Here is a 24,096-nt window from a genome sequence, read left to right as displayed (position 1 = left end):
GGACACCGGCGGTTTTTCTTACCCCAATCCGGCTGAACTTTTGTTGATCGCGCGTTGGTTGACCCCTGCACCGCCCTACCCTTCAGAGGGTGAACCAGTTGATGTCCCGAGAGTCCGAGGCCGACGAACCCGGGGAGACCGCCACCGGCGACGCCCTCCCCGGCACCCTGCCCGCAGAGCTCCGTGCCGAACTCATCGCGTTCCGCCGCGACTTGCACATGCACCCCGAGCTGGGCAATCAGGAGTTCCGCACCACCGCGGCGATCAAGGCGCGCCTGGAGCGCGCCGGCCTCGTACCGCGGGTGCTCGGCATCGGCACCGGCCTCGTCTGTGACATCGGCACCGACACCGAGACGGGGGAGTGGCAGGGCGGGCGCGAGATGCTCGCGCTGCGGGCCGACATCGACGCGCTGCCCATCCCGGACACCAAGACCGACTGCGCGTACCGGTCGACCGTCCCGGACCGCGCCCACGCCTGCGGCCACGACGTGCACACCACCGTCGTCCTCGGCGCGGGCCTGGTCCTCGCCGAGCTGCACCGGCGGGGCCGGCTCCCGCACCCGGTGCGGCTGATCTTCCAGCCCGCCGAGGAGGTGCTGCCCGGCGGCGCCCCCGACGTGATCGACTGCGGGGTGCTCGACGGGGTGCGCCGGATCATCGGGGTGCACTGCGACCCGAAGGTCGACGCGGGCCGGATCGGTCTGCGGGCCGGTGCGATCACCTCGGCCTGCGACCGCCTGGAGGTCACGCTCGACGGCCCCGGCGGGCACACCGCGCGCCCGCACCTGACCACGGACCTGGTCACGGCCGCGGCCAAGGTCGCCACCGAGGTGCCCGCGGTCGTCGCCCGCCGCGTCGACGCCCGCTCCGGCCTCGCCGTCACCTGGGGCCGCCTGGAGACGGGCCACGCGTGCAACGTGATCCCGCAGCACGCCGAGCTGTCCGGCACGGTCCGCTGCCTGGACCTGGAGTCCTGGCGGGCGGCGCCGGACCTGGTGCACGGCGCGATCCAGGAGATCGCCGAGCTGTACCGGGCGAAGCCGGTCGTCGACTACATCCGCGGCGTCCCGCCCGTGGTCAACGACCCGGCGGTCACCGAGCTGCTGCGCGACGCGATGACGGCCCGGCTCGGCCCGGACGCCGTGGAGGGCACCACGCAGAGCCTCGGCGGCGAGGACTTCTCCTGGTACCTGGAGCATGTGCCGGGCGCGATGGCCCGGCTCGGCGTGAAGCCCCCGGGTGACCGGAGCAGCCGCGATCTGCACCAGGGCGACTTCGACGCGGACGAGGACGCGATCACGGTCGGCGTCGAGCTGTTCACGGCCGCCGCCCTGCTGGACGCCCAGGCCTGACCCCGACCGATTCGTCACCGTTCGCCGCCACGACGGACCCCACCGTCGGCGGCGGGCGGCACGAATCGATAACGGCCCGGGCAAGGGCATGACGCGACGGTTCTACGCGCGTTATCGTGCGCCGAACTGAGCGCCACACCAGGCGTGTTGGATGATTGGGGAACTTCCTGATGCGTCGAGTAACGCGACTTACCCAGCTCGCGATAGGTGTCACGGGTCTGGCGCTCGCCGCCACCGCGTGTGGCGGCACCAGCAGTGACAGCAACAAGGGCGGCGGCTCGGGGAAGAACCTGGGTCTGGCCATCGCCTACGACGTGGGCGGCAAGGGCGACCAGTCCTTCAACGACTCCGCCTACGAGGGCCTGGTCAAGGCGCAGAAGGAGTTCGGCTACAAGACGGCCGACCAGGAGCCCAAGGACGGCGAGTCCGACGACGACAAGGCCCAGCGCCTGAGCAACCTGGCGAAGGCGGGCTACAACCCGGTCGTCGGCATCGGCTACGCGTACGGCCCCGCCATGAAGGACGTCGCGAAGAAGTTCCCGAAGACGACCTTCGGCATCGTCGACTCCGTCGTCGAGGGCGACAACGTGGCCTCGCTGGTCTTCGCCGAGAACGAGTCCTCGTACCTGGCCGGCGTCGCCGCCGCCAAGGCCACCAAGTCCAACCACGTGGGCTTCGTCGGCGGTGTCGACAACGAGCTGATCAACAAGTTCGAGGCCGGCTTCGAGCAGGGTGTCGCCGACACCAAGAAGGGCGTCAAGGTCGAGGTCCAGTACCTCGACGAGGACCCCGCGAAGGGCTTCGCCAGCCCCGACCTCGGTGAGGCCGCCGCCGACAAGCAGCTGGAGGACGGCGCCGACGTGATCTACCACGCGGCCGGCCTGTCCGGCCAGGGCGTGATCAAGGCCGCCGCCGAGCAGAAGAAGTGGGTCATCGGCGTCGACTCCGACCAGTACGGGCAGAAGACGCTCGACAAGTACAAGGACTACATCCTCACCTCCGCGCTCAAGGAGGTCGGCGGCTCCGTCTACACGCTGGCGAAGTCGGTGAAGGACGGCAAGCCGCTCAGCGGCGTGCAGACCTTCGACCTCAAGGTCGACGGTGTCGGCGTGGCCGAGTCCAACCCCCAGTACAAGACCATCCCCGGTCTCGCCGACGCGGTCGCCAAGGCCAAGCAGGGCATCGTCGACGGCACGATCAAGGTGGACACCAAGCCGAAGAAGTGACCCCGGCGCGGCGGGAGCCGCGTCATACGTACAACGTCAAGGGCGGGCGCTGATCTCTCAGCGCCCGCCCTTCTTCGCGTTCGGGAAGGCTCTCGGGACGTGTGACGCTCACCTCGTTTCTGGCCGGTAACAGGTTGGACATTAGGGGTTTTATGTTTTGTCTACGCGCGTTACTCTGCGGCGAACTCAGCGTCGGTCACTGCTGTCCCGGCGCTTGTACGAAGGAGCACTTCTCAATGCGCCGGGTTTCCCGCATAGCGGTCGCAGGCACCGCCACCGCCTCTCTCGCCCTCGCCCTCGCCGCCTGTGGCGGCACCTCCTCCGACGCCGCCAAGTCGGACGGCGGCAAGGAGAAGGGCCTCGCCATCGCTTACGACGTGGGCGGCAAGGGCGACCAGTCGTTCAACGACGCCGCCTACGAGGGTCTGAAGCAGGCCAAGAGCAAGTTCGGCTACCAGGTCGCGGACCAGGAGCCCAAGGACGGCGAGTCGGACGACGACAAGACCGCCCGCCTGGTGAACCTGGCGAAGGCCGGCTACAACCCGATCGTCGGCATCGGCTACTCCTACGCCCCGGCCGTCAAGGAGGCCGCGGCGAAGTACCCGAAGGTCACCTTCGGCATCGTCGACGACTCCTCGGTCCAGGGGAAGAACATCGCCGACCTGGTCTTCCAGGAGAACGAGGTCTCCTACCTCGCCGGCGTCACCGCCGCCCTGAAGACCAAGTCCGACACGGTCGGCTTCGTCGGCGGCGTCGACAACGCGCTGATCAACAAGTTCCAGGCTGGCTTCGAGCAGGGCGTCAAGGACACCAAGAAGGGCGTCAAGGTCGAGGTCCAGTACCTCGACGAGGACCCTGCCAAGGGCTTCGCCTCCCCGGACCTCGGCAAGGCCGCCGCCGAGAAGCAGATCGAGGACGGCGCCGACGTCGTCTACCACGCGGCCGGCCTGTCCGGTCAGGGCGTCATCGAGGCCGCCGCCGGCGCCAAGAAGCTCGCCATCGGTGTGGACTCCGACCAGTACGGCCAGCAGGCCCTGGCGAAGTACAAGGACGCGATCATCACGTCCGCCACGAAGGACGTCGCCAAGGCGATCTTCAACCTGGCGCAGTCCGTGAAGGACGGCAAGCCGCAGACCGGTGTCATCACCGGTGACCTGAAGTCGGGCGAGGTCTCCCTGGCCGACTCCAACCCGGCGTTCAAGAGCGACGCGAAGCTGCAGGCGGCCCTCAAGAAGGCCCAGGCCGGCATCGTCGACGGCTCCATCAAGGTCGACCTCAAGCCCGCCAAGTAAGCGGCGGAACAACCGGGGTGCGGGGCGCTTCTGCCCCGTACCCCGTTCGTGCGATCCTGCTCGTCATCGCAGTCCGTCAGATCGTCACAGCAGTCCGATCGCCATCGCAGTTTGAACACTCGACATCGCTCGAAGTCGCTCGAACCCACTTCTCGCACACCGATGTTGGGGCGCTACGCGTGTAGCCGGCCCCCTTTCCCAGGAGAGTGCGCCATCGCCACGTCAAGCTCCCCGCCGACCACCGTCGCCGTAGAACTCAAGGGCATCACCAAGAGGTTCCCCGGCGTCGTCGCCAACCACGACATCTGCCTCACCGTCCGCAAGGGCACCGTGCACGCCCTCGTCGGTGAGAACGGCGCGGGCAAGTCCACGCTGATGAAGATCCTCTACGGCATGCAGAAGCCGGACGAGGGCACCATCACCATCCACGGCGAGCAGGTCACCTACTCCTCGCCCGCCGACGCGATCGCCCGCGGCATCGGCATGGTGCACCAGCACTTCATGCTCGCGGACAACCTCACCGTCCTCGAGAACGTCGTCCTCGGCAGCGAGAAGCTGTACGGGATCGGCGCGAAGGCCCGCCGCAAGATCCTCGAGATATCCGAGCGCTACGGCCTCGGCGTCCGCCCCGACGTCCTCGTCGAGGACCTCGGCGTCGCCGACCGCCAGCGCGTCGAGATCCTCAAGGTCCTCTTCCGCGGCGCCACCACCCTGATCCTCGACGAGCCGACCGCCGTCCTCGTCCCGCAGGAGGTCGACGCGCTCTTCGACAACCTGCGCGAGCTCAAGGCGGAGGGCCTGTCGGTCATCTTCATCTCGCACAAGCTCGGCGAGGTCCTCTCCGTCGCCGACGAGATCACCGTCATCCGGCGCGGCACCACGGTCGGCACCGCCGTCCCCGCCGAGACGACCCCCAAGCAGCTCGCCGAACTGATGGTCGGCAGCGAGCTCCCCACGCCGGAGACCGCCGACTCCACGGTCACCGACCGCCCCGTGCTCCAGGCCGACGACCTGCGCCTCGCCGCCCCCGGCGGCGGCAAGCCGCTGCTCGACGGCATCACCTTCACCATCCACGCCGGTGAGGTGCTCGGCCTCGCGGGCGTCGAGGGCAACGGCCAGACCGAGCTCATCGAGACCCTGATCGGCCTCGCCCAGCCCGACAGCGGCACCGTCACCCTGCTCGGTGACGACATCACCTCCTGGGCCACCCGCAAGCGCCGCGAGTCCGGCATCGGCTACATCCCCGAGGACCGGCACCGCCACGGCCTGCTCCTGGACGCGCCCCTCTGGGAGAACCGCATCCTCGGCCACGTCACCGAGGCCCCCAACTCCAAGGGCATGTGGCTCGACCCGAAGGCCGCCCAGGCCGACACCACGCGGATCGTCAAGGAGTACGACGTCCGCACGCCCGGCATCGACGTGACCGCGGCCTCCCTGTCCGGCGGCAACCAGCAGAAGCTGATCGTCGGCCGCGAGATGAGCCACGCCCCCAAGTTCCTGATCGCCGCCCACCCCACCCGCGGCGTGGACGTCGGCGCGCAGGCGCAGATCTGGGACCAGATCCGCGAGGCCCGCCGCGAGGGCCTGGCCGTGCTGCTCATCTCGGCCGACCTCGACGAGCTGATCGGCCTGTCCGACACCCTCCGGGTCATCTACGACGGCCGCCTGGTCGCCGACGCCGACCCGGCCTCCATCACCCCGGAAGAGCTGGGATCCGCCATGACCGGTGCCGCCTCGGGCCACCTGGAGCACACGGAAGACGGTGCCTGACCATGAACAACCCCAAGCGCTGGGACTCCGAGCGGATCCTGCTCGCGGCCGCCGGTCCCGTCATCGCGCTGGTCGTCGCGTTCGCCCTGACCTCGCTGGTGCTGCTCGCCTCCGGCGAGAACCCGGTCGAGCCGTTCTCGATCATGTTCGAGCAGGCGACGTTCTCCGACGTCCAGGTCCTCATCATCAATGACGCCGCCGGTCTCTACATCGGCGCGCTCGCGGTCGCCATCGGCTTCCGGATGAACCTCTTCAACATCGGCGTCGAGGGCCAGTACCGGCTCGCCGCCTGCGTCGCCGCCATCGTCGGCGCGCACATCGCCTTCCCGGCCTTCCTCCAGATCCCGCTGCTGATCCTGTCGGCCGCCGTGACCGGCGCCCTGTGGGCCGGCATCGCCGGTGTCCTCAAGGTGACCCGCGGCGTCAGCGAGGTCGTCTCCACGATCATGCTCAACTCGATCGCGGCGTCCGTCATCGCGTACCTGACCCTGGAGGACGCGTTCGGTGTCGCCGTCGGCAACAACCGCACGACCGGCGAGATGGACAAGGCCGGCTGGTTCCCCGGCATCAACCTCGGCGACGCCATCGGCACCGTCTACGGCTTCGTCGCCGTCGCCGTGCTCCTCGGCATCGTCTACTGGGTGATGCTCAACCGCACCCGCTTCGGCTTCGACCTGCGCGCCTCCGGCGCCTCCGAGTCCGCCGCCGCCGCGTCCGGCGTCTCCGCCAAGAAGATGGTGCTCACCGCGATGCTGCTGTCCGGCGCGGTCGCCGGCCTCGCGGGCCTGCCCACGCTGCTCGGCTCGACGCACACCTTCTCCGACTCCTTCCCGGCCTCGCTCGGCTTCAACGCGATCACCGTCGCGCTGCTCGGCCGCAACAGCCCGGCCGGCATGGCCCTCGCCTCGCTCCTGCTGTCCTGGCTGTTCAACGCCGCCGACCCGCTGGACCTGCAGGGCTACAGCTCCGAGATCGCCACGATCATGCAGGGCCTCATCGTCATCGCCGTGGTCGTCTCCTACGAGTCCGTCCGCGTCTGGGGCACCCGCCGCCAGCAGAGCAGGGTCGGCGCCGAACTCGCGGCGGGCCATGTCCTCGCCGCCGCGGGACCCGACGACAGCGACGACAACAACGACACGAAGAAGGAGGTGGCGGCCCGATGAGCACGGCTCCCGCACTCGACAAGACGCCTGCCGCCGCCCCGGCGGCCCGGCGCAAGCTCAGCCTTCCCGTCCTGATGCTGATCGTCGCCGGGCTGCTCTGCCTGGTCTCGGCGGTCCGCCTGATCACCGACGCGAACGGGCTCACCTCCGTCAGCCAGATGTCCACGGCGCTGCGGCTCGCCGTGCCGATCGGCCTCGCCGGACTCGGCGGCCTGTGGGCCGAACGCGCCGGCGTGGTCAACATCGGCCTCGAAGGCATGCTCATCCTCGGCACCTGGTTCGGCGCCTGGGCCGGCTACCAGTGGGGCCCCTGGGTCGGCGTCGTCGCCGCCCTGATCGGCGGCGCGCTCGGCGGCCTCGTCCACGCGCTCGCCACGGTCACCTTCAACGTGAACCACATCGTCTCCGGTGTGGCCATCAACATCCTGGCCCTCGGCGCCACCCGCTACCTGTCCGTCCTCGTCTACGACGGCATGGACGGCGCCACCTCCCGGCAGTCCCCGGCGGTCCCGAGCCTCGGCGAGTTCACCGTGCCCGGCCTCGCCGACGCGCTGGCCGACCTCAACAAGCAGGGCTACTTCCTGATATCCGACGTCGCGGGCCTGCTCGGCGGCATCATGACCGGTGTGTCCTGGCTGACCGTCATCGCCGTCGCCCTCGTGCCCGTGTCCTGGTGGGTGCTGTGGCGCACCTCGTTCGGCCTGCGCCTGCGCTCCTGCGGCGAGAACCCGGTCGCGGCCGAGTCCCTCGGCGTCAACGTCATCAAGTACAAGTACCTCGCCGTGATCATCTCCGGCGCGCTCGCCGGCCTCGGCGGCGCGTTCCTCTCCGAGGTCTCCTCCAACTACTACCTGGAGGGCCAGACCGGCGGTCGCGGCTACATCGGCCTCGCCGCCATGATCTTCGGCAACTGGATGCCGGGCGGCCTCGCCCTCGGCGCCGGCCTGTTCGGCTACAGCGACACCCTCAAGGTCCGCGGCGGCACCGAGAACACGCACGCGCTGCTCCTCCTGATCGCCGTCCTCGCGCTGTTCGCCGTGGCCTGGCTGATCTGGAAGAAGAAGATCACCGGCGCGGTCGTCACGCTCGCCGTGTCCGTGCTGCTCTTCTTCTGGTACGCCACCACGGACTCCGTCCCCAGCCAGGTCGCCACGGCCATGCCGTACGTCCTGACCATGCTCGTCCTCGCCCTCTCGGCCCAGCGCCTGCGCATGCCGAAGGCGAACGGACAGCCGTACCGGAAGGGCCAGGGCAAGTGACCCACGCCGACGCGACCGACTGGGAGGCCCTGCGCGAGGCCGCGCGCGAGGCCATGTCCCACGCGTACGCCCCGTACTCGGGCTTCCCGGTCGGCGCGGCGGCGCTCGTCGACGACGGCCGCACGGTGACCGGCTGCAACGTGGAGAACGCCTCGTACGGCATCGGCCTGTGCGCCGAGTGCGGGCTCGTCTCCCAGCTCCGGCTCACCGGCGGCGGCCGTCTGACCCACTTCACGTGCGTCGACGGCAAGGGCGACCTCCTGATGCCGTGCGGCCGCTGCCGCCAGCTCCTCTACGAGTTCGGCGGCAAGGACCTCCTCCTGGAGACCGCATCCGGAGTACGGCCGCTCGCCGAGCTGCTGCCGGACGCGTTCGGGCCCGAGAACCTCGGGCGCGGGCAGGACTGAGCAACATCCCCAGGGCCCCGGCGAGTTGACGGGGCCCTCTTTCTCCGACCGGTTCTATGCGCGTAGAGTCGGTCGTCCCACGCAAGCAGAGCCGGTTGCTGGAAGGCAGGAAAGCCATGGACGTCATCTCCGTCATCCGTACGAAGCGGGACCGGGGCCGTCTGAGCGACGAGCAGATCGACTGGGTCGTCGACGCCTACACGCGCGGCGAGGTCGCCGACGAGCAGATGTCGGCCCTCGCCATGGCGATCTTCCTCAACGGGATGGACCGCGCCGAGATCGCCCGCTGGACCGCCGCGATGATCGCCTCCGGCGAGCGCATGGACTTCTCCGCGCTGTCCCGGCCCACCGCCGACAAGCACTCCACCGGCGGCGTCGGCGACAAGATCACGCTGCCGCTCGCCCCGCTGGTCGCCGCGTGCGGGGCCGCTGTGCCGCAGCTGTCCGGGCGCGGCCTCGGCCACACCGGCGGCACGCTCGACAAGCTGGAGGCGATCCCCGGCTGGCGGGCGAACCTCACCAACGCCGAGATGATGCGCACCCTGGAGGACGTCGGCGCCGTCGTCTGCGCCCCCGGCAGCGGGCTCGCCCCCGCCGACAAGAAGCTCTACGCCCTGCGCGACGTCACCGCGACCGTCGAGTGCATCCCGCTCATCGCCTCCTCGATCATGTCCAAGAAGATCGCCGAGGGCACCGGCTCGCTGGTCCTCGACGTCAAGGTGGGCTCCGGTGCCTTCATGAAGGAGCTCGGCGCGGCGCGCGAACTGGCCCGCACGATGGTCGGGCTCGGCGCCGACCACGGGCTGCCCACCGTCGCCCTCCTCACCGACATGAACACCCCGCTCGGCCTGACCGCGGGCAACGCGCTCGAAGTACGGGAATCGGTGGAGGTGCTGGCCGGTGGCGGGCCGGCCGATGTCGTCGAGCTGACCCTCGCGCTGGCCCGCGAGATGCTCGACGCGGCGGGCCTGAAGGACGCGGACCCGGCGAAGGCGCTCGCGGACGGCTCGGCGATGGACGCGTGGCGCGGCATGATCGCGGCGCAGGGCGGTGACCCGCTGGCCCCGCTGCCGACGTCCCGGGAGACGCACGTCGTCACGGCTCCGGCGTCCGGCGTGCTGACCCGTCTCGACGCGATGGGCGTCGGCCTGGCCGCCTGGCGGCTCGGCGCGGGCCGCGCCCGCAAGGAGGACCCGGTGCAGGCCGCCGCCGGCGTCGAACTCCACGCCAAGCCCGGCGACTCCGTCGAGGCGGGCCGCCCCCTGATGACCCTCCACACGGACACCCCCGAGCGCTTCGCCTACGCCCTGGAGGCACTGTCCGGCGCCTACGACATCGCCCCCGCTGACACCCCCTTCACGGCGGCGCCGATCGTGCTGGAACGTATCGCCTGACCTGCGCTTTCCCCTTTCGGGTGAACGGGATCGGTAGACCTGTACCGGTCCCGTTCGGCATGCTGGTATCGGTGACGCACCGATAAGGAGACCGCCATGAGCGCACTCACCGTCCGCCATGACCCCGAGCAGAGCTGGGACGAACTGGTCCGGTTCTGGGAGGAGATGGAATGGCCTGAGGGCAGCAAGGTGGAGATCATCGACGGGACCATCACCGTGTCACCTTCACCCGCGTACCAGCACAACGTGATCGCAGCGCGCATCCAGCGGCGTCTGTATTCCGTGATTCCGGATGACTGGGAGGTCTTCCAGACGCTCGCCCTGTCCGTCCCGTCCCGTCTGGGGATGCTGATCCCGGACATCCTCGTGGCGCCCCGGCAGGACGACGTGGAATCGGACTCGCACATCCCGGCAGCCCTGGCCGAGCTCGTCGTCGAGATCACCTCGAAGTCCAACGCGCGGCACGACCGCATCAGCAAGTGCGCCGCGTACGCCGCCGCGGGCATCCCCTTCTATCTGCTGGTCGACCGCTGGTCACCGGAAGGACCCGTGTCCACGCTCTACGGCGATCCCACCGGAGACGTGTACCGGCCGCTGAGCGTCGTGAAGTTCGGGGAACCTCTCCAGCTCCCCGCTCCCTTCGACCTCACGATCGACACCGGCGAATTCCCCACTCCCTGATGCCTCAGCCCAGCAGCGCCGCCACCACCACGAGCACCGGCACCGACCCCATCGTCGACAGCAGGATCGACTCCCGGGCGAGCCTCTCGCCCACCCCGTAGCGGCTGGCGTACGTGAACAGGTTCTGGGCCGCCGGGAGCGCCGAGGTCACCACGACGTCCAGGAGCCGCGCCCCGCTCAGGCCGAAGACGAAGGACGCCAGCGCCCAGGACACGGCCGGCTGACCCACGGACTTCAGCACCGAGGACAGCAGCACCGGCACCCGGTCCGAGCCCGGACCACCCGGCCACGCACTCCCGCACAGCGAGATCCCGAACGCGATGAGGATCATCGGCACCGACATGTTGGCGATGAGCTTCAGCGGGTCGAAGACGGGCGCCGGCACCGTCCACCCCGTCGCCGACACCACGACCCCGGACAAGGCCCCGATCGCGATCGGGTTGCGGAACGGCGTGAGCACCCGCCGCCACCACGACTGCCGCGTCCCCGACGCCTCCGCCAGATCCAGGATCGTCAGCGCGACCGGCGTCACCACGATCTGCTGGAACAGCAGCACCGGCGCCACGAGCGACGCGTTCCCCAGCACGTACACCGCGATGGGGATGCCCAGGTTCCCCGAGTTCACGTACGAGGAGCACAGCGCGCCGATCGTCGTACGGCCCACACCCCAGCCCCGTACGACCGCCACCGACACGAAGACCCCCGCGACGGCCAGCGTCGACAGGGCCGTGACCAGGAGGCTCGGGGAGAGGATCACGGACAGGTCGGCCCGCGCCAGCATCGTGAAGAGCAGCGCCGGGGTCGCCACATGGAAGGCCAGCTTGGTCAGGACATCGCGGCCGCTCGGGCCCAGATAGCCCTTCCGGCCGATGAGATAGCCGACCCCGATGACGACGGCGATGACCGCGAACCCGTTCAGAACCCCTTGCACGGGCTCCACCTTCGGCCGCGCGCGAGCCGGAGGTCAACGTGATCCACTCCGACGTGACACGGCACACGCCGGGTGCCCGTCCGACGCCGATGAGTTCCGGCCCGCCGCACGGTCATGACTACGTGGCTGCCTCAACGACCCCTTCTGTCGTCGTGCTCGCCGGGCCGATCCGCCCCGGCGACGCACCGCTGCTCTGCGACCAGGTCCGTGCCGCGCTGGGCGGGGCCCCGCCCGGCACGGACGCCCGTACGGTCGTCTGCGACGTGTCCGCCGTGACGAGCACCGATCTCGCCACCCTCGACGCGCTCGCCCGGATGCAGCTCGCCGCACGGCGGGCCGGGGGACGGATACGGCTGCGGGATCCGTCCCCCCGCCTCACGCTGATGCTCGGCCTCACCGGCCTCGACGGCGTGCTGGCCCCGGAGGGCGCGAGCGCCCCCGGCTCAGGCGTCCAGGTGCTCCGGGACGCCGAACAGCGGGAACCACCGCTTGCTGAGGTCCAGGAAGCAGTGGAAACCGGCGATCCGGCCGTCTGAGATCTCCAGGACCTGGATCGCCCACGGCGTGTATCCGCCGTTCTCCGGGTCGGGCTTGTAGTGCGCGAAGGCCGGCGTCCCGTTCGCCGACACCGGCAACAGGCGCGAGTTCTCGCACTCGTGACCGATCGTCAGCATGAAGCCGGTGATGTCGTCCGTGCCGCGCAGCCACAGGTCGAACGGCGGCATCGTCATGACCGCGTCCTCGGCGAGCAGCTCGGTCAGCGCCTTCATGTCGTAGCCCTCGAAGGCCGCGACGTAGCGCTCCAGGAGCTTCTGCTGCTCCTCGTCGAGCGGGTCCGCCGTCGCCGAGTCGGCGGGCGGGGCCTCGGCGAGCGTGGCCCGTGCTCTCTGGAGCGCGCTGTTCACCGACGCGACCGTCGTGTCGAGCAGCTCCGCGACCTCGGTCGCCTTCCAGGCCAGCACCTCGCGCAGCAGCAGCACCACCCGCTGCTTCGGCGGCAGTTGCTGCAGCGCCGCGACGAACGCGAGCCGCACCGACTCCTTCGCGACGGCGGCCTCGGCCGGGTCGTGCACGGTGGGCAGGACACGGGCGTCGGGCATCGGCTCCAGCCACACATTGTCCGGGCGCGGGGTCAGCGCGGCCTGCGCGAGCGGGGCCGCGGCGGTCAAGTCCATCGGACGGGCCCGCTTGTTGCCCGCGTTCAGCAGGTCCAGGCAGACGTTCGTCGCGATGCGGTACAGCCAGGAGCGCAGCGAGGAGCGGCCCTCGAACTTGTCGAAGCTGCGCCACGCGCGCACCATCGTGTCCTGTACGGCGTCCTCGGCCTCGAACGCCGAACCCAGCATCCGGTAGCAGTACCCGGTCAGCTCGACCCGGTGCTTCTCCAGGTCCTCGAGCTCCGGCTTCGTCGCGGTGTCGCTCATGTCCCAACGCCCCCATAGCGGCTGTGAGTACCAGTTCTTCTCCAGCACCTTCTCCAGCACTTCGAAAGCTACCGCAGCCCACTGACAACGGCCCCCGGACCCGCGAAATGCGCAGGTCCGGAGGCCGTTGTGGTAGGGCCCGGGGCCGGTGGGTCAGTGCGTGGGCACCGTACGTGCCGTCGCGGTCGCCCCGCGTCGCTGCGCACGCGCCGCGTACGTGCCCCACATGGTGAGCGACACGACGCCGAGGACGGCGACGAAACCGAGGCCGACGGTCCCGGCCCAGCCCTGCGCGTGGAAGGCCATGGCGCCCACGGCCGAGCCCACGCTGGAGCCCACGTAGTAGGCGGACTGGTACAGCGCGGAGGCCTGCGCGCGGCCGTGCGTGGCCGTGTGGCTGACGGACGAGGAGGCCGTCGCGTGCCCGGCGAAGAACCCGGCGGTGATCAGCACGAGCCCGAGCAGCACCACGGGGAACGCGGGCACCAGCGCGAGCAGCAGGCCCGCCATCGTCGTACCGGCCGCCAGGTACAGCGTGCCGCGCCGGCCGAGCCGGGCGACGAGCCGTCCGGCCGCCGCCGAGGACAGGGTGCCGACGAGGTACACGAGGAAGATCGAGCCGACGACGCCCTGCGGCAGCGAGAACGGCGCGGCGGTCAGCCGGTAGCCGATCACCGTGTAGACGGCGCCGAACACCGTCATGAACAGGGCGCCGATCACGTACAGGCGGCGCAGCAGCGGGTTGGCGAGGTGGCCGCCGACCGTGCGGGCCAGGGCGCGCGGGCGCAGCGACCCGGGGGTGAAGTGCTTCGGTGCGGGCAGCAGCAGCCGGAACGCGATCGCGCAGATCACGGCCATGACGCCGATGACGCCGACGGCGGCCCGCCAGCCCCAGGCCTGGGCGATCCAGCCGCCGACGACCCGGCCGCTCATGCCGCCGATGGAGTTGCCGGCGACGAACAGCCCGATGGCCGCGATCAGCGCCTTCGGCCGCACCTCCTCCGCCAGGTACGCCATCGCCGAGGCGGGCAGTCCGGCGAGTGCGGCGCCCTGGAGGGCACGCAGCGCGATCAGGACGCCGAGCGACGGGGCGAAGGGGACCAGCAGCCCGACCACGACGGCCACCGACAGGGAGGCCGTCATCACCGCGCGCCGTCCGAACCGCTCGGACAGGGCGCTCAGCGGCAGCACGCACAGCGCCAGCGCGAAGGTCGCTCCGGACACCGTCCAGCTGGCCGTGCTCGCGCTCGCCCCGAAGTCTTCGGAGACGAGGGGGAGCAGGGCCTGCGTGGAGTAGAGGAGCGCGAAGGTGGCGACACCGGCCAGGAAGAGGGCGAGGCTCATCCGGCGGTAGCCGGGCCCGCCCGGGGCCATGCGCGTGTCGCGCGGGTCGCTGGACGGGGGGACGGGGGCGGCGACCGCGTGGGTGGCGGCCGCCTGGCTACTGGCGGAAGGCATGCGTCGAACGTAGGCCCGCCCCGACTGATGCGTCCAATGCACGGAACGGCCATAATCGTTCCCATGCAGCATGAGCCCAGGTCACAGCCGCGCCTGTCACCGCCCGGTGACACAGAAGACATGGTCACGTTGCTCGCGCCGCGACTCTCCTACTTCGCCGCGGTGGCCCGCGCCGAGCATGTGACCCGCGCCGCGCAGGAGCTGAACGTGCCGCAGTCGACGCTGTCCCGCGCGATCGTCCGGCTCGAACAGGACCTGGGTGTCGACCTCTTCGCCCGGCACGGCCGCACCGTGTCCCTGACCCCCGCCGGCCGCACCTTCCTCGGCTCGGTCGAGCGCGCGCTCGGCGAGGTCGAGAAGGCCGCCGAGTCCGTACGGGCCGACGCGGACCCCGAGTCCGGCAAGGTCGCCTTCGGGTTCCTGCACACCATGGGCACCGAGACGGTGCCCGGCCTGATCCGCGCCTTCCGCGCCGACCATCCCCGCATCCGCTTCAGCCTCGTGCAGAACTACGGGGAGGCGATGCTGGAGCGGCTGCGGGCCGGGGAGCTCGACCTGTGCCTGACCTCGCCGGTGCCCGACGCGCCGGACCTGGTGGCCCGGCGCCTCGACGAGCAGCGGCTGCGCCTCGTCGTCCCCGAGGACCACCGGCTCGCGGGCCGCAAGCGCATCCGGCTCGCCGAGACCGCCGACGAGACCTTCGTGACCCTCGAACCCGGCTACGGGCTGCGCCGCATCACCGACGACCTGTGCGCGGAGGCGGGCTTCACGCCGCGTGTCGCGTTCGAGGGCGAGGAGGCGGAGACGCTGCGCGGCCTGGTCGCGGCGGGCCTCGGCGTCGCGCTGCTGCCCCCGCCGGCCGTGCCGCGCCCGGGGGTCGTCGAGCTGACGGTGACCGGGCAGCGGGCGGTGCGCGAGATCGGCGTGGCCTGGCTGGAGGGGCACCCGGACACGCCTCCGGTCGCGGCGTTCAAGAAGTTCCTGCTCTCCCGCCGGGGCCGCCTCCTGCCGGAACAGGCCCCTCCGGAGTAGCCGTTGCCGATCTCCGGCAGTCCGTGGCCGTCCCGGGTGCCCGCCGCGCGCATTGCCCCGCCGGACCCCGGCGGGCAAGGTGGACACCGGCCGGCGGCCCGGAGCCGGACGGGGAGGGACGAGGGTGAGCGGGATACCGGCCTACGACGACTACCGCGACCGCATGCGCCGGCGCGGCACCCGCTTCACGTACGCGGGCACGCTCCTGGTCCTGCTCGGCGCGGTCCTCTTCGCCCTGATCGTGCCCGCCGAGGCCGACAACCGCGCGTACGAGGCCGCCGCGCCCTGTCCGCCGGGCACCCGCGCCGACACCTGCCGGGTGAGTGCCGAGGTCACGGTCAAGGGCAAGGAGACCGAGTCCAGCGGCAAGAGCACCAAGTACCACCTGGTCCTCACCGACCCGGCGACCCACACCGAGCACCGGGTCCGGATGTCCTACGGCGACTCCGTCTACCGGGCGGCCCAGCCCGGCGGCAAGGTCACCGTCACGTACTGGAAGGACGAGGTCCGCGAGGTGCGGATCGGCGGCCTCGTGAACCGGGCCGAACTGTCCCCGGTGCACGACGGACGCCTGCCCGGCGCCTTCGCCGTCGCGCTCCTGTCCGGCGGCCTGGGCGCCCTCTGGTTCGCGGCCTGGCTGCGCTTCCGTCCGGAGACCCCGGGCGCCCCCCTGTCCTGGAAGCCGCCCACCGGCCTCCTCGCGGGCATCCTGGTGGCCTGCGTGAACTTCCCGATCGTCCTCATGGCCGCGGACGACATCTGGTCCGGCCTGGAGTTCACGGCCTGGTCGATCCCGGTGTCCCTGCTGCTCTCCGCCGGGCTCTGCCGGTGGTCGGTGCGCAGGGTCCGCCGCGCCGCCGCCCGCGTCACCCCTGCCACCCCCACCCGCCGCCAGGTCCTGCGGGTCCTGGTCCACGGCGACGTCCCGTACAGCAGGCCGGGCTACGTCCACCTCGTGGTCGGCGACGGACCGCCCGCCCTGAGCACGGACCCCGAGGCCCGCCTCGCCCGCCTGCCCCTCCCGGACACCCTGCGCGCCCGGCGCGTCCGCGAAGTCCTCGTCGGCGACCCGGAGTTCAGCCCCGGCTCCCGCGGCGAGTACCCGGTGGTCGTCGAATGCACGGACGGCACCCGTCCGGTCCTCGTCCTGGCGGGCAGGCGCACGGCGCCGCTGGTGCTCGGCGCGCTGGGCGGTTGACCTACAGCTCCAGGGACTGGCCGAAACCGACCGCCAGCGGCATCCGCAACCCGATCGGCGGCGGCGCGGCCAGCGCGTCCTGGAGCGGGCGGGAGAAAGGATGGCCGAAGAGGGTGCCCAGGGTGAAGTCGACGGCCAGGGCGGCCACTTCGGAGCGGTGCTGGTGCAGGCCGTGGCCGTCGGAGTGGACCTCGAAGCGGCACACGTCGCGGTTCGTCTTCTTGGCGCGGCCGGCCAGGCGGAAGGAGAGCTCCGGGTCGGTGCGGCGGTCGTCGGTGCCGTGCACGATGAGGACGCGGCGCCCGGCGAGCTGGCGCACCGGTTCGGGGGAGACGGCGACATCGTCCTCCGGCAGCCAGGGAGCCAGCGCGAGCACGGAGTCGACGGCCTCGTGGTCCGCCGCGTGCAGGGCCGCGCGCCCGCCCATGTCGACGCCGACCAGGCAGACCGGCACGTCCCCGTAGCGGCGCACCACCTCGTCGGCGGCCCAGCGGGCGTCCCGCGCGAGCTCGGCCTGCGCGCCGTTCCAGCCGCGCCCGCGATAGTGCACGGTGTGGGTGACCAGGCCCTCCGCGCGGCCGGCCCGGGTGAGCCTGCGGGCCAGCGGGCGCAGGGCCGTGGCCGACAGCGGTGAGGGTCTGCGGGTGGAGTTCTCCTCGCCCGCGGGCAGCAGCAGCGCCACGCCGCCCACCGCCCCGGGCACCGGCCCGACCGCCTTGCCCAGCCTGGCCTCACGGGCCTGCGTCGCATCCTGCTGCATGACAGAACAGTGTCAGAAGCGCCGATGTACGCGACCCGTCCTCCGGGTCACTGTTACGTATCGACGGAACGTTTTCCGCCGCCGAAGCCGTGCGGTCTACGCGCGTAGGAGTTAGGGTGCGGAAATGACGAGCCAGACCACCGTGCACCCCGACCGCCCCCGGATCCCGAGCCCGGACCAGATCCGGCGCGCGCCCAAGGTGCTGCTCCACGACCACCTCGACGGCGGGCTGCGCCCCGGCACGATCGTCGACCTCGCCCGCGAGCAGGGCTACGCGAACCTGCCGGAGACCGACCCCGACAAGCTCGGCGTCTGGTTCCGCGACGCGGCCGACTCCGGATCCCTGGAGCGGTACCTGGAGACGTTCGCGCACACCTGCGCCGTCATGCAGACCAAGGAGGCCCTGTTCCGGGTCGCCGCCGAGTGCGCCGAGGACCTCGCCGAGGACGGCGTCGTCTACGCCGAGATCCGCTACGCGCCCGAGCAGCACCTGGAGCAGGGCCTCAGCCTCGAAGAGGTCGTCGAGGCGGTCAACGCGGGCTTCCGCGAGGGCGAGCGCCGCGCCAAGGAGAACGGGCACCGCATCCGCGTCGGCGCCCTGCTCACCGCGATGCGGCACGCCGCCCGCGCCCTGGAGATCGCCGAACTCGCCAACCGCTACCGGGACTCGGGCGTCGTCGGCTTCGACATCGCGGGCGCCGAGGCCGGCTTCCCTCCCACCCGCCACCTCGACGCGTTCGAGTACCTCAAGCGGGAGAACAACCACTTCACGATCCACGCCGGCGAGGCCTTCGGCCTGCCGTCGATCTGGCAGGCCCTCCAGTGGTGCGGCGCCGACCGGCTCGGCCACGGTGTGCGGATCATCGACGACATCGAGGTCGACAAGGAGGACGGCACGGTCACGCTGGGCCGGCTCGCCTCCTATGTGCGCGACAAGCGCGTCCCGCTGGAGATGTGCCCGTCGTCCAACCTCCAGACGGGCGCGGCCGGTTCGCTCGCCGAGCACCCCATCGGACTGCTGCGCGAACTGCGGTTCCGCATCACGGTCAACACGGACAACCGACTGATGTCGGGGACGTCGATGAGCCGCGAGTTCGCCCTGCTCGTCGAGACGTTCGGGTACACGCTGACCGACCTCGAATGGTTCACGGTGAACGCGCTGAAGTCGGCCTTCATCCCGTTCGACGAGCGGCTCGCGATGATCAACGACGTGGTGAAGCCGCGGTACGCGGAGCTGCGCTCGGAGTGGCTGTTCCGCTAGGCGGCAGGGCTGCTCCGGCAAAGGTCACGGCCCGGGTCCCGAGCGACCGGAACGGAGGGTTCCGGTCAACACCAGGTTGACGAATGAGTAACTCCATGGTGATCCCAGGTGTTTGCCGAGGACCGACTCATTCCCAAGGAACCAGGAACAAGGGACCCATGAAGCAGTCTGCTGTGAAGACCCTCGGTGTCGCCGCTCTCGGTGCCGCCTTCGCCGCCGCCGGTGCCGGTGCCGCCAGCGCGGCCCCCGCCCTCCCGGACGCCACGGGGGCCCTCGGCTCCGTCTCCTCGGTGCTCCCCGTCGAGCAGGCGGCCAGCACCCTGCCGGCCGGCGCCCCCGAGGCGGTCAGCGCCGCGCAGGGCGCCGTGGGCAGCGGCGTCACCGCCCTCCAGCCGACCGTCGCCAAGGTCACCGAGGGCGGCGACCCCGTCTCCGGCCTCATCGGCGGCCTGCCCGTCGGCCAGGGCCTGCCCACCTCGGGTCTGCCGATCGGCTGACCCGGCCCGCACAGCCCGAAGGGGCGCACCCCGCGATCCGCGGAGTGCGCCCCTTCGGCGTACGGCGACGAGCCGGCTCACCAGGCCTGACGGACCTTGCCCTCGCTCGGGAACAGGATCCACAGCGCGATGTAGAGCAGGAACTGCGGGCCGGGCAGCAGACACGACACCAGGAAGATCACGCGCATCGTGTTCGCGGAGGTGCCGAAGCGCCGTGCCAGCGCTGCGCACACTCCGCCGATCATCCGTCCGTTGGTGGGGCGGGCCAGGGCGGTCATGGTGGGCTCCTTCGCGAACCGTGGGACTTCGGTGCTTACGTCTTCGAAGGTACGGTCACGAAGCAGGTGAAACGTCACCTCACGGGGCGATCCCGACCCTGGGAATCGTCGGGGTCGGACCCTGAGCCGGCTCCTCCCGGGGCAGCGAGGCCAGATCGGGCCGACGGCGGAGCCGGGCCCGCAGCGCCGGCACGACGGCGGCGTGGACGAGCGCGACGCCCACCGTGTTCAGCAGCACCGAGTCCACGTCCACGACCTGACCCGGCACCCCGGTCTGCAGCAGCTCGATGCCGAGCGAGATCAGCGCGCCCGCCACGACCGTGCGCAGCAGCGAACCCCACGCCGACACATGAAGCCGTCCACCGGCCAGCGGCAGCAGCACCCCGAGCGGCGCGAGCAGCAGCAGCCCCTCGCCGATCCGCAGCCCGCCCGCCCGCCAGCCGAGCGCCAGATCGGCCCGGATCCCGGCCAGCGGATGCAGATTCGCCGCACTCACCCAGGGAACGTCCAGCGGACGCAGCGTGAACCATGCGACGAGAAGGAGATGCACGGCCAGGACGACGAGCCCTGCCGTACGGAAGCGGACAGCGGCCCTGTGGCCGCCCGAGCGATGGCGCTGCACGCCCCCCAAGACGTCACCCGCGGGAGAATCGGTTCCGGGAGATTCCGGATGAGTGACGCGAGGGACGTCAGCCCACGGTCTCGGCCGGCGCCGGGATCAGACCGGGCCGCGCCTTCACCGCGTCCGAGCACTCGTAGCTGCGCAGCGCGTCGTCACCCGGCCCGCCCAGCACCACGTGATCGCCGTCCTCCGCCGTCACCTCACTGTTCGCGAACGTGCAGACGATCTGCGCGAGCGCGTACGGGGACAGGTCGTCCGGCGGCGTGTTCAGCCGCAGCGCGTCGGCCGGATCGCCCTTGCGCGGCCCCGACACCCGGGTGCGCGGGGCGACGTCCGTCGAGTACCCCGCGTCCGACTCGGCGCCCGAGGGCTTGCGCGACAGCTGCGCGAGCAGCTCCCGCGCGACCGCCACCCGGTCCGAGGTCCCGCGCCGCTCCAGCGTCACCGTACGGTCCACCGTCACCAGCTGCGACGTGCACACGAGGTAGACCTGCACCGCGAACTCGCCGCCCGCGCGCGTCCCCACCTCGTCCGAGCCCGCCAGCGAGCAGCCCACCCGGGTCGGCGCCGCCCCGAAGTCCGTCGGCACCTCCGTGGAGCGGATCCCGCAGCCCGTCAGCAGCAGCGCCGCCAGGCCGCACAGACCCGCGACCTTCGCACCGCGCCTCACCGGCCGTCACCGCCTTCCTCGGAGTTCGGGTCGCTCTTGGCCTGCTCCGGCTCCTGCTGCGGCAGCCGCAGCGTGAACACGGCACCGCCGTCGGGCGAGTTGGCGGCCGTGATCTCGCCGCCGTGGATGTGCGCGTTCTCCAGCGCGATCGACAGACCGAGCCCGCTGCCCTCCGAACGCGGACGGGAGGCGCTCGCCTTGTAGAACCGGTCGAAGACGTGCGGCAGCACGTCCTCCGGGATGCCGGGACCGTGGTCGCGTACGGCGATGACGAGGTCGGAGCCCTCACCGCGCGGCTCGGTGCGCACCGAGACCCGCACCGGGGAGCCGCCGTGCTTGAGCGCGTTGCCGATCAGGTTGGCGAGGATCACGTCGAGGCGGCGCGGGTCCAGCCGGACCGTCATGCCGCGCTCCGCGTCCAGCTCCACCGCGTCCAGCCAGGCGCGGGCGTCGATGCAGGCCGTGATCTGGTCGGCGATGTCGAGGTCGTCCAGGACGAGCCGGGCGGTGCCCGCGTCGAAGCGGGTGACCTCCATCAGGTTCTCCACCAGGTCGCCCAGGCGCCGGGTCTCGCTGACCACGAGCCGCACCGCGGGCTCGATCATCGGGTCCACCGAACCGGTCTCCGCGTCGAGCTCCTCCTCCAGGACCTCGGTGACCGCGGTGATCGCGGTCAGCGGGGTGCGCAGCTCGTGCGACATGTCGGCGACGAACCGCCGCGAGGCCTCCTCGCGGGCGCTCATGTCGGCGACCTTCTTCTCCAGGTTCTCCGCGGTCCGGTTGAACGTCCGTGACAGATCGGCCAGTTCGTCCGTGCCGGACACCCGCAGCCGGGTGTCGAGTTTGCCCTCGCCGAGCCGGCGCGCGGCGACACCGAGCCGGTGCACGGGCTTCAGGACGGTCGCCGCGGCGGCCTGCGCGAGGAGTGCCGAGCCGATCAGGGCCAGCGCCGTCGCGATGCCGAGCGACCAGGCCAGCGAGCCCAGGTCCTTCGCCTCCGGCTCCAGCGACTTGAGCATGTAGCCGGACGGCCCGCCGTTCACCCGCGCGCCGCCCACCAGGTACGGCGTGCCGTCCTGCGTGATCCGCTGCCAGTACAGGTGGTACGACGCCTTGTTGTTGTCGGTGATCTTCTGCTTCTTGTTCACCGCGCGGCGCAGCGACGCGGGCACGTCGGCCGGCGTGAAAGCGTCCAGGTCCGAATTGCCCACCACGTCACGGCCGTTCTCGTCCGTGGCCGTGAGCAGCACGCTGAAGTGCTGGCTGCTGTTCGCCATCAGGTTCGCGGCGTGCTGCAGCTCGCCCTGCGTGGGATGCTCCGGCAGCACCGCCGCCCGGTTCTGCATCTCCTGCTGGAAGTCGCTGAGCGCCGAGTCCTGGGTACGGGTCAGCACCGCCTCGCGGTTCAGCCAGTACGCGATCCCCGACGCGGACACCGCCGCGGTCAGCGCCACCAGCGCGAACACGACGACGAGCCGCAACCGCAGACTCGTGAAGCGCAACCCCGCGAGCAGGGCCTTCTTGGCCGCGGCGAGACCGCGCGGCGTGGGGTGCGGCTCCGTCACTGAGGCGAGTCCAGCCGGTAGCCGACACCACGCACCGTACGGATCAGCGTCGGCGAGGACGGCACGTCCTCGACCTTCGCGCGCAGCCGCTGCACACAGGCGTCGACCAGGCGCGAGTCGCCGAGGTAGTCGTGCTCCCACACCAGGCGCAGCAGCTGCTGCCGGGACAGCGCCTGCCCCGGCCGCCGGCTCAGTTCGAGCAGCAGCCGCAGCTCGGTCGGGGTGAGCTGGAGGTCCTCGCCGTTCTTCGTCACGGTCATCGCGGCCCGGTCGATCACCAGCGAACCGAACGACGCCGCGTCGTTCGCCTCGCGCTCGCCGCGCCGCAGCACGGCCCGGATCCGGGCGTCGAGCACCCGCCCCTGCACCGGCTTCACCACGTAGTCGTCGGCACCGGACTCCAGGCCGACCACCACGTCGATGTCGTCGCTGCGCGCGGTGAGCAGGATGATCGGCAGCTGGTCCGTGCGCCGGATGCGACGGCACACCTCGAACCCGTCGATGCCCGGCAGCATCACATCCAGCACGATCAGGTCCGGCCGCTGCTCGCGCAACAGCTTCAGACCGTCCTCGCCGGTGGCAGCGGTGGCAACCCGGTGGCCCTGGCGCGTAAGAGACAGCTCCAGGGCCGTGCGGATGGCGTCGTCGTCCTCGATCAGCAACAGGGAAGGCACGAGCGCCATTCTGGCCCATCACTGGCCTTTAGTTCGACCGTGGGACCGGTCCCACACATGACCCGCACCGCCCCGGGGCCTGTGACAGCTCTGTGACAGTCGACGGACACCGTCATGAAGTCACCGCGGCAAGCTTTTGGTCATCGCAAGGAAGCGAGCTCAGGAAAACGGACTCCACGACGGGGGGCGCGAGATGAACACGCTGCACAGCACCACCTCAAGCGCAGTTGTCACGCGTCTGCACGACGTGGCGGTCCGCACTGAGCGGCATGAGAAGTCCGGTGCCGTGAGCGGGCGGGGGTGCGCTCGCGGTACCGGGCGTCAGCACCCGGGTTACATGACGGTGGTTGACGCGCCGGCGGTTCCCGACGGGGGAAACAACGGGGGAATCCACGGGGGAGCGGCGTACGGGGAGGGCTCGGGGGAGCAGCGGAACCTGTCGGAGGCCGAGTTCACGGCCTACGTCCAGGAGCGCCGCGCCTCCCTGTACGCGACCGCCTATCACCTGACCGGTGACCGGTTCGAGGCCGAGGACCTGCTCCAGAGCGCCCTCTTCTCGACGTACCGGGCGTGGGACCGGATCAGCGACAAGGCCGCGGTCGGGGGCTACCTCCGCCGCACCATGACGAACCTGCACATCAGCGCGTGGCGCCGCCGCAAGCTGAACGAGTACCCGACCGAGGAGCTGCCGGAGACGGTGGGCGACACGGACGCGATGCGGGGTACGGAGCTGCGGGCCGTCCTGTGGCAGGCGCTGGCCCGCCTGCCCGAACTGCAGCGCACGATGCTCGTCCTCCGCTACTACGAGGGCCGTACGGACCCCGAGATCGCGGAGATCCTCGACATCAGCGTCGGCACCGTGAAGTCGAGCATCTGGCGGTCGCTGCGGCGGCTGCGGGATGACGAGGTCCTGAGCTTCGGCCGGGACCTGGAGGAGTCCTTCGGCGAGCTGGTGGCCTAGACCCTCCGGGGGAAACGGGGGATCGGGGGACCGGGGGACCGGGGGACCGGGGGGATCGAGCGGGGCCGGGAAGACGGGGGGTCTTCCTGGCCCCGCTTCCTTTTGTGCCCGTTCTTTGTCTGCGGGCCGGTGGGGGCTGGTCGCGCAGTTCCCCGCGCCCCTGGAGATGCGCACTTCGTGCGCGATCTCCATCGGGGCGGTGCCCCATCGGGGAAATGCGG

Annotated in this window: 24 protein-coding genes; 15 read left to right on the top strand and 9 right to left on the bottom strand. The window is 71.2% G+C overall.

What is annotated here, in order from left to right:
• Window positions 1-101 precede the first annotated feature (101 nt).
• From ACZ4E1_RS39210 to ACZ4E1_RS39170, 9 genes are all read left to right on the top strand, one after another.
• Window positions 102-1,352 carry an amidohydrolase gene (locus ACZ4E1_RS39210; protein ID WP_467548627.1) on the top strand — a complete coding sequence of 417 codons (1,251 nt, stop codon included), beginning with the start codon at window positions 102-104 and terminating at the stop codon, window positions 1,350-1,352.
• 170 nt (window positions 1,353-1,522) lie between these two features.
• Window positions 1,523-2,578 carry a BMP family lipoprotein gene (locus tag ACZ4E1_RS39205; protein ID WP_467548608.1) on the top strand — a complete coding sequence of 352 codons (1,056 nt, stop codon included), beginning with the start codon at window positions 1,523-1,525 and terminating at the stop codon, window positions 2,576-2,578.
• Window positions 2,579-2,814: 236 nt separating this feature from the next.
• Window positions 2,815-3,870 (top strand): BMP family lipoprotein, encoded by a 1,056-nt coding sequence (locus ACZ4E1_RS39200; protein ID WP_467548606.1) that lies wholly within the window; start codon window positions 2,815-2,817, stop codon window positions 3,868-3,870.
• Between the two features lie 162 nt (window positions 3,871-4,032).
• The gene (locus tag ACZ4E1_RS39195) at window positions 4,033-5,640 is read left to right on the top strand and encodes an ABC transporter ATP-binding protein (RefSeq protein ID WP_467548604.1); all 1,608 of its coding nucleotides are present in this window, start codon (window positions 4,033-4,035) and stop codon (window positions 5,638-5,640) included.
• 2 nt (window positions 5,641-5,642) lie between these two features.
• A complete protein-coding gene (locus tag ACZ4E1_RS39190; protein ID WP_467548603.1) occupies window positions 5,643-6,803 on the top strand; it encodes an ABC transporter permease in 1,161 nt (386 codons plus the stop codon).
• A complete protein-coding gene (locus ACZ4E1_RS39185) occupies window positions 6,800-8,062 on the top strand; it encodes an ABC transporter permease (protein WP_384623413.1) in 1,263 nt (420 codons plus the stop codon). The genes ACZ4E1_RS39190 and ACZ4E1_RS39185 overlap by 4 nt, the downstream gene beginning before the upstream one ends.
• The gene (locus tag ACZ4E1_RS39180) at window positions 8,059-8,469 is read left to right on the top strand and encodes a cytidine deaminase (RefSeq protein WP_467548600.1); all 411 of its coding nucleotides are present in this window, start codon (window positions 8,059-8,061) and stop codon (window positions 8,467-8,469) included. The genes ACZ4E1_RS39185 and ACZ4E1_RS39180 overlap by 4 nt, the downstream gene beginning before the upstream one ends.
• A 116-nt stretch (window positions 8,470-8,585) precedes the next feature.
• A complete protein-coding gene (locus tag ACZ4E1_RS39175; RefSeq protein ID WP_467548598.1) occupies window positions 8,586-9,863 on the top strand; it encodes a thymidine phosphorylase in 1,278 nt (425 codons plus the stop codon).
• A 96-nt stretch (window positions 9,864-9,959) separates the two neighbouring features.
• On the top strand, window positions 9,960-10,544 hold the full coding sequence (locus ACZ4E1_RS39170) for a Uma2 family endonuclease (RefSeq protein ID WP_467548596.1): 585 nt from the start codon (window positions 9,960-9,962) through the stop codon (window positions 10,542-10,544).
• A 4-nt stretch (window positions 10,545-10,548) separates the two neighbouring features.
• Here ACZ4E1_RS39170 and ACZ4E1_RS39165 read toward each other — a convergent pair whose 3' ends face one another.
• Window positions 10,549-11,475, bottom strand: a complete 927-nt coding sequence (locus ACZ4E1_RS39165; protein WP_467548594.1) for an AEC family transporter — start codon at window positions 11,473-11,475, stop codon at window positions 10,549-10,551.
• A gap of 122 nt (window positions 11,476-11,597) precedes the next feature.
• Between ACZ4E1_RS39165 and ACZ4E1_RS39160 the strand changes: the two genes are divergently transcribed.
• Entirely contained in the window at window positions 11,598-12,011 is a 414-nt protein-coding gene (locus ACZ4E1_RS39160) for an STAS domain-containing protein (RefSeq protein WP_467548592.1), read from the top strand.
• On the opposite strand, the gene ACZ4E1_RS39155 is transcribed toward ACZ4E1_RS39160, so the two are convergent.
• Window positions 11,919-12,899: a sigma-70 family RNA polymerase sigma factor gene (locus tag ACZ4E1_RS39155; RefSeq protein ID WP_384623405.1), complete on the bottom strand. Its 981-nt coding sequence runs from the start codon at window positions 12,897-12,899 to the stop codon at window positions 11,919-11,921. The genes ACZ4E1_RS39160 and ACZ4E1_RS39155 overlap by 93 nt on opposite strands.
• Before the next feature lie 153 nt (window positions 12,900-13,052).
• Window positions 13,053-14,357: an MFS transporter gene (locus ACZ4E1_RS39150; protein WP_467548590.1), complete on the bottom strand. Its 1,305-nt coding sequence runs from the start codon at window positions 14,355-14,357 to the stop codon at window positions 13,053-13,055.
• A gap of 63 nt (window positions 14,358-14,420) precedes the next feature.
• Between ACZ4E1_RS39150 and ACZ4E1_RS39145 the strand changes: the two genes are divergently transcribed.
• Window positions 14,421-15,389, top strand: coding sequence for a LysR family transcriptional regulator (locus ACZ4E1_RS39145; protein WP_467548588.1), 969 nt, complete (start codon window positions 14,421-14,423; stop codon window positions 15,387-15,389).
• 124 nt (window positions 15,390-15,513) lie between these two features.
• Window positions 15,514-16,587 (top strand): hypothetical protein, encoded by a 1,074-nt coding sequence (locus tag ACZ4E1_RS39140; RefSeq protein ID WP_467548586.1) that lies wholly within the window; start codon window positions 15,514-15,516, stop codon window positions 16,585-16,587.
• A 1-nt stretch (window position 16,588) separates the two neighbouring features.
• Here the strand turns inward: ACZ4E1_RS39140 and ACZ4E1_RS39135 are convergent, their stop codons facing one another.
• Window positions 16,589-17,347: an alpha/beta hydrolase gene (locus tag ACZ4E1_RS39135; protein ID WP_467548584.1), complete on the bottom strand. Its 759-nt coding sequence runs from the start codon at window positions 17,345-17,347 to the stop codon at window positions 16,589-16,591.
• Window positions 17,348-17,471: 124 nt separating this feature from the next.
• On the opposite strand from ACZ4E1_RS39135, the gene ACZ4E1_RS39130 reads away from it, so the two are divergent.
• Both ACZ4E1_RS39130 and ACZ4E1_RS39125 read left to right on the top strand, forming a co-directional pair.
• A complete protein-coding gene (locus tag ACZ4E1_RS39130) occupies window positions 17,472-18,608 on the top strand; it encodes an adenosine deaminase (RefSeq protein ID WP_467548582.1) in 1,137 nt (378 codons plus the stop codon).
• Window positions 18,609-18,766: 158 nt separating this feature from the next.
• Window positions 18,767-19,105, top strand: coding sequence for an ATP-binding protein (locus ACZ4E1_RS39125; protein ID WP_467548580.1), 339 nt, complete (start codon window positions 18,767-18,769; stop codon window positions 19,103-19,105).
• 77 nt (window positions 19,106-19,182) lie between these two features.
• On the opposite strand, the gene ACZ4E1_RS39120 is transcribed toward ACZ4E1_RS39125, so the two are convergent.
• The 5 genes from ACZ4E1_RS39120 to afsQ1 form a co-directional block, all read right to left on the bottom strand.
• Window positions 19,183-19,383, bottom strand: a complete 201-nt coding sequence (locus tag ACZ4E1_RS39120; protein ID WP_188337214.1) for a PspC domain-containing protein — start codon at window positions 19,381-19,383, stop codon at window positions 19,183-19,185.
• 79 nt (window positions 19,384-19,462) lie between these two features.
• Window positions 19,463-20,005 carry a VanZ family protein gene (locus ACZ4E1_RS39115; RefSeq protein WP_467548577.1) on the bottom strand — a complete coding sequence of 181 codons (543 nt, stop codon included), beginning with the start codon at window positions 20,003-20,005 and terminating at the stop codon, window positions 19,463-19,465.
• A 67-nt stretch (window positions 20,006-20,072) separates the two neighbouring features.
• Complete coding sequence (locus ACZ4E1_RS39110; RefSeq protein ID WP_467548575.1) at window positions 20,073-20,675, bottom strand: hypothetical protein; 603 nt, start codon at window positions 20,673-20,675, stop codon at window positions 20,073-20,075.
• The gene (locus ACZ4E1_RS39105; protein WP_467548625.1) at window positions 20,672-22,339 is read right to left on the bottom strand and encodes an ATP-binding protein; all 1,668 of its coding nucleotides are present in this window, start codon (window positions 22,337-22,339) and stop codon (window positions 20,672-20,674) included. Before ACZ4E1_RS39105 ends, ACZ4E1_RS39110 begins: the two co-directional genes overlap by 4 nt.
• A complete protein-coding gene (afsQ1, locus tag ACZ4E1_RS39100) occupies window positions 22,237-22,914 on the bottom strand; it encodes a two-component system response regulator AfsQ1 (RefSeq protein WP_161300939.1) in 678 nt (225 codons plus the stop codon). Before afsQ1 ends, ACZ4E1_RS39105 begins: the two co-directional genes overlap by 103 nt.
• Window positions 22,915-23,107: 193 nt before the next feature.
• On the opposite strand from afsQ1, the gene ACZ4E1_RS39095 reads away from it, so the two are divergent.
• A complete protein-coding gene (locus tag ACZ4E1_RS39095; RefSeq protein WP_467548572.1) occupies window positions 23,108-23,875 on the top strand; it encodes a SigE family RNA polymerase sigma factor in 768 nt (255 codons plus the stop codon).
• Window positions 23,876-24,096 lie beyond the last annotated feature (221 nt).

This window comes from Streptomyces sp. NPDC025806 (genome assembly GCF_055558275.1).
Note: the sequence above shows the minus strand (reverse complement) of the source record. Positions and strands in the feature narration are given on the sequence as shown.

Excerpts from the sequence above, each read along its gene's own strand:
- ACZ4E1_RS39185 (WP_384623413.1), top strand. The coding sequence starts at position 6,800 with ATGAGCACGGCTCCCGCACTCGACAAGACGCCTGCCGCCGCCCCGGCG.
- ACZ4E1_RS39170 (WP_467548596.1), top strand. The coding sequence starts at position 9,960 with ATGAGCGCACTCACCGTCCGCCATGACCCCGAGCAGAGCTGGGACGAA.
- ACZ4E1_RS39130 (WP_467548582.1), top strand. The coding sequence starts at position 17,472 with ATGACGAGCCAGACCACCGTGCACCCCGACCGCCCCCGGATCCCGAGC.
- ACZ4E1_RS39145 (WP_467548588.1), top strand. The coding sequence starts at position 14,421 with ATGCAGCATGAGCCCAGGTCACAGCCGCGCCTGTCACCGCCCGGTGAC.
- ACZ4E1_RS39155 (WP_384623405.1), bottom strand. The coding sequence starts at position 12,899 with ATGAGCGACACCGCGACGAAGCCGGAGCTCGAGGACCTGGAGAAGCAC.
- ACZ4E1_RS39125 (WP_467548580.1), top strand. The coding sequence starts at position 18,767 with ATGAAGCAGTCTGCTGTGAAGACCCTCGGTGTCGCCGCTCTCGGTGCC.
- ACZ4E1_RS39175 (WP_467548598.1), top strand. The coding sequence starts at position 8,586 with ATGGACGTCATCTCCGTCATCCGTACGAAGCGGGACCGGGGCCGTCTG.
- ACZ4E1_RS39150 (WP_467548590.1), bottom strand. The coding sequence starts at position 14,357 with ATGCCTTCCGCCAGTAGCCAGGCGGCCGCCACCCACGCGGTCGCCGCC.
- ACZ4E1_RS39200 (WP_467548606.1), top strand. The coding sequence starts at position 2,815 with ATGCGCCGGGTTTCCCGCATAGCGGTCGCAGGCACCGCCACCGCCTCT.
- ACZ4E1_RS39210 (WP_467548627.1), top strand. The coding sequence starts at position 102 with ATGTCCCGAGAGTCCGAGGCCGACGAACCCGGGGAGACCGCCACCGGC.
- ACZ4E1_RS39095 (WP_467548572.1), top strand. The coding sequence starts at position 23,108 with ATGAACACGCTGCACAGCACCACCTCAAGCGCAGTTGTCACGCGTCTG.
- ACZ4E1_RS39205 (WP_467548608.1), top strand. The coding sequence starts at position 1,523 with ATGCGTCGAGTAACGCGACTTACCCAGCTCGCGATAGGTGTCACGGGT.
- ACZ4E1_RS39195 (WP_467548604.1), top strand. The coding sequence starts at position 4,033 with ATGTTGGGGCGCTACGCGTGTAGCCGGCCCCCTTTCCCAGGAGAGTGC.
- ACZ4E1_RS39190 (WP_467548603.1), top strand. The coding sequence starts at position 5,643 with ATGAACAACCCCAAGCGCTGGGACTCCGAGCGGATCCTGCTCGCGGCC.
- ACZ4E1_RS39135 (WP_467548584.1), bottom strand. The coding sequence starts at position 17,347 with ATGCAGCAGGATGCGACGCAGGCCCGTGAGGCCAGGCTGGGCAAGGCG.
- ACZ4E1_RS39120 (WP_188337214.1), bottom strand. The coding sequence starts at position 19,383 with ATGACCGCCCTGGCCCGCCCCACCAACGGACGGATGATCGGCGGAGTG.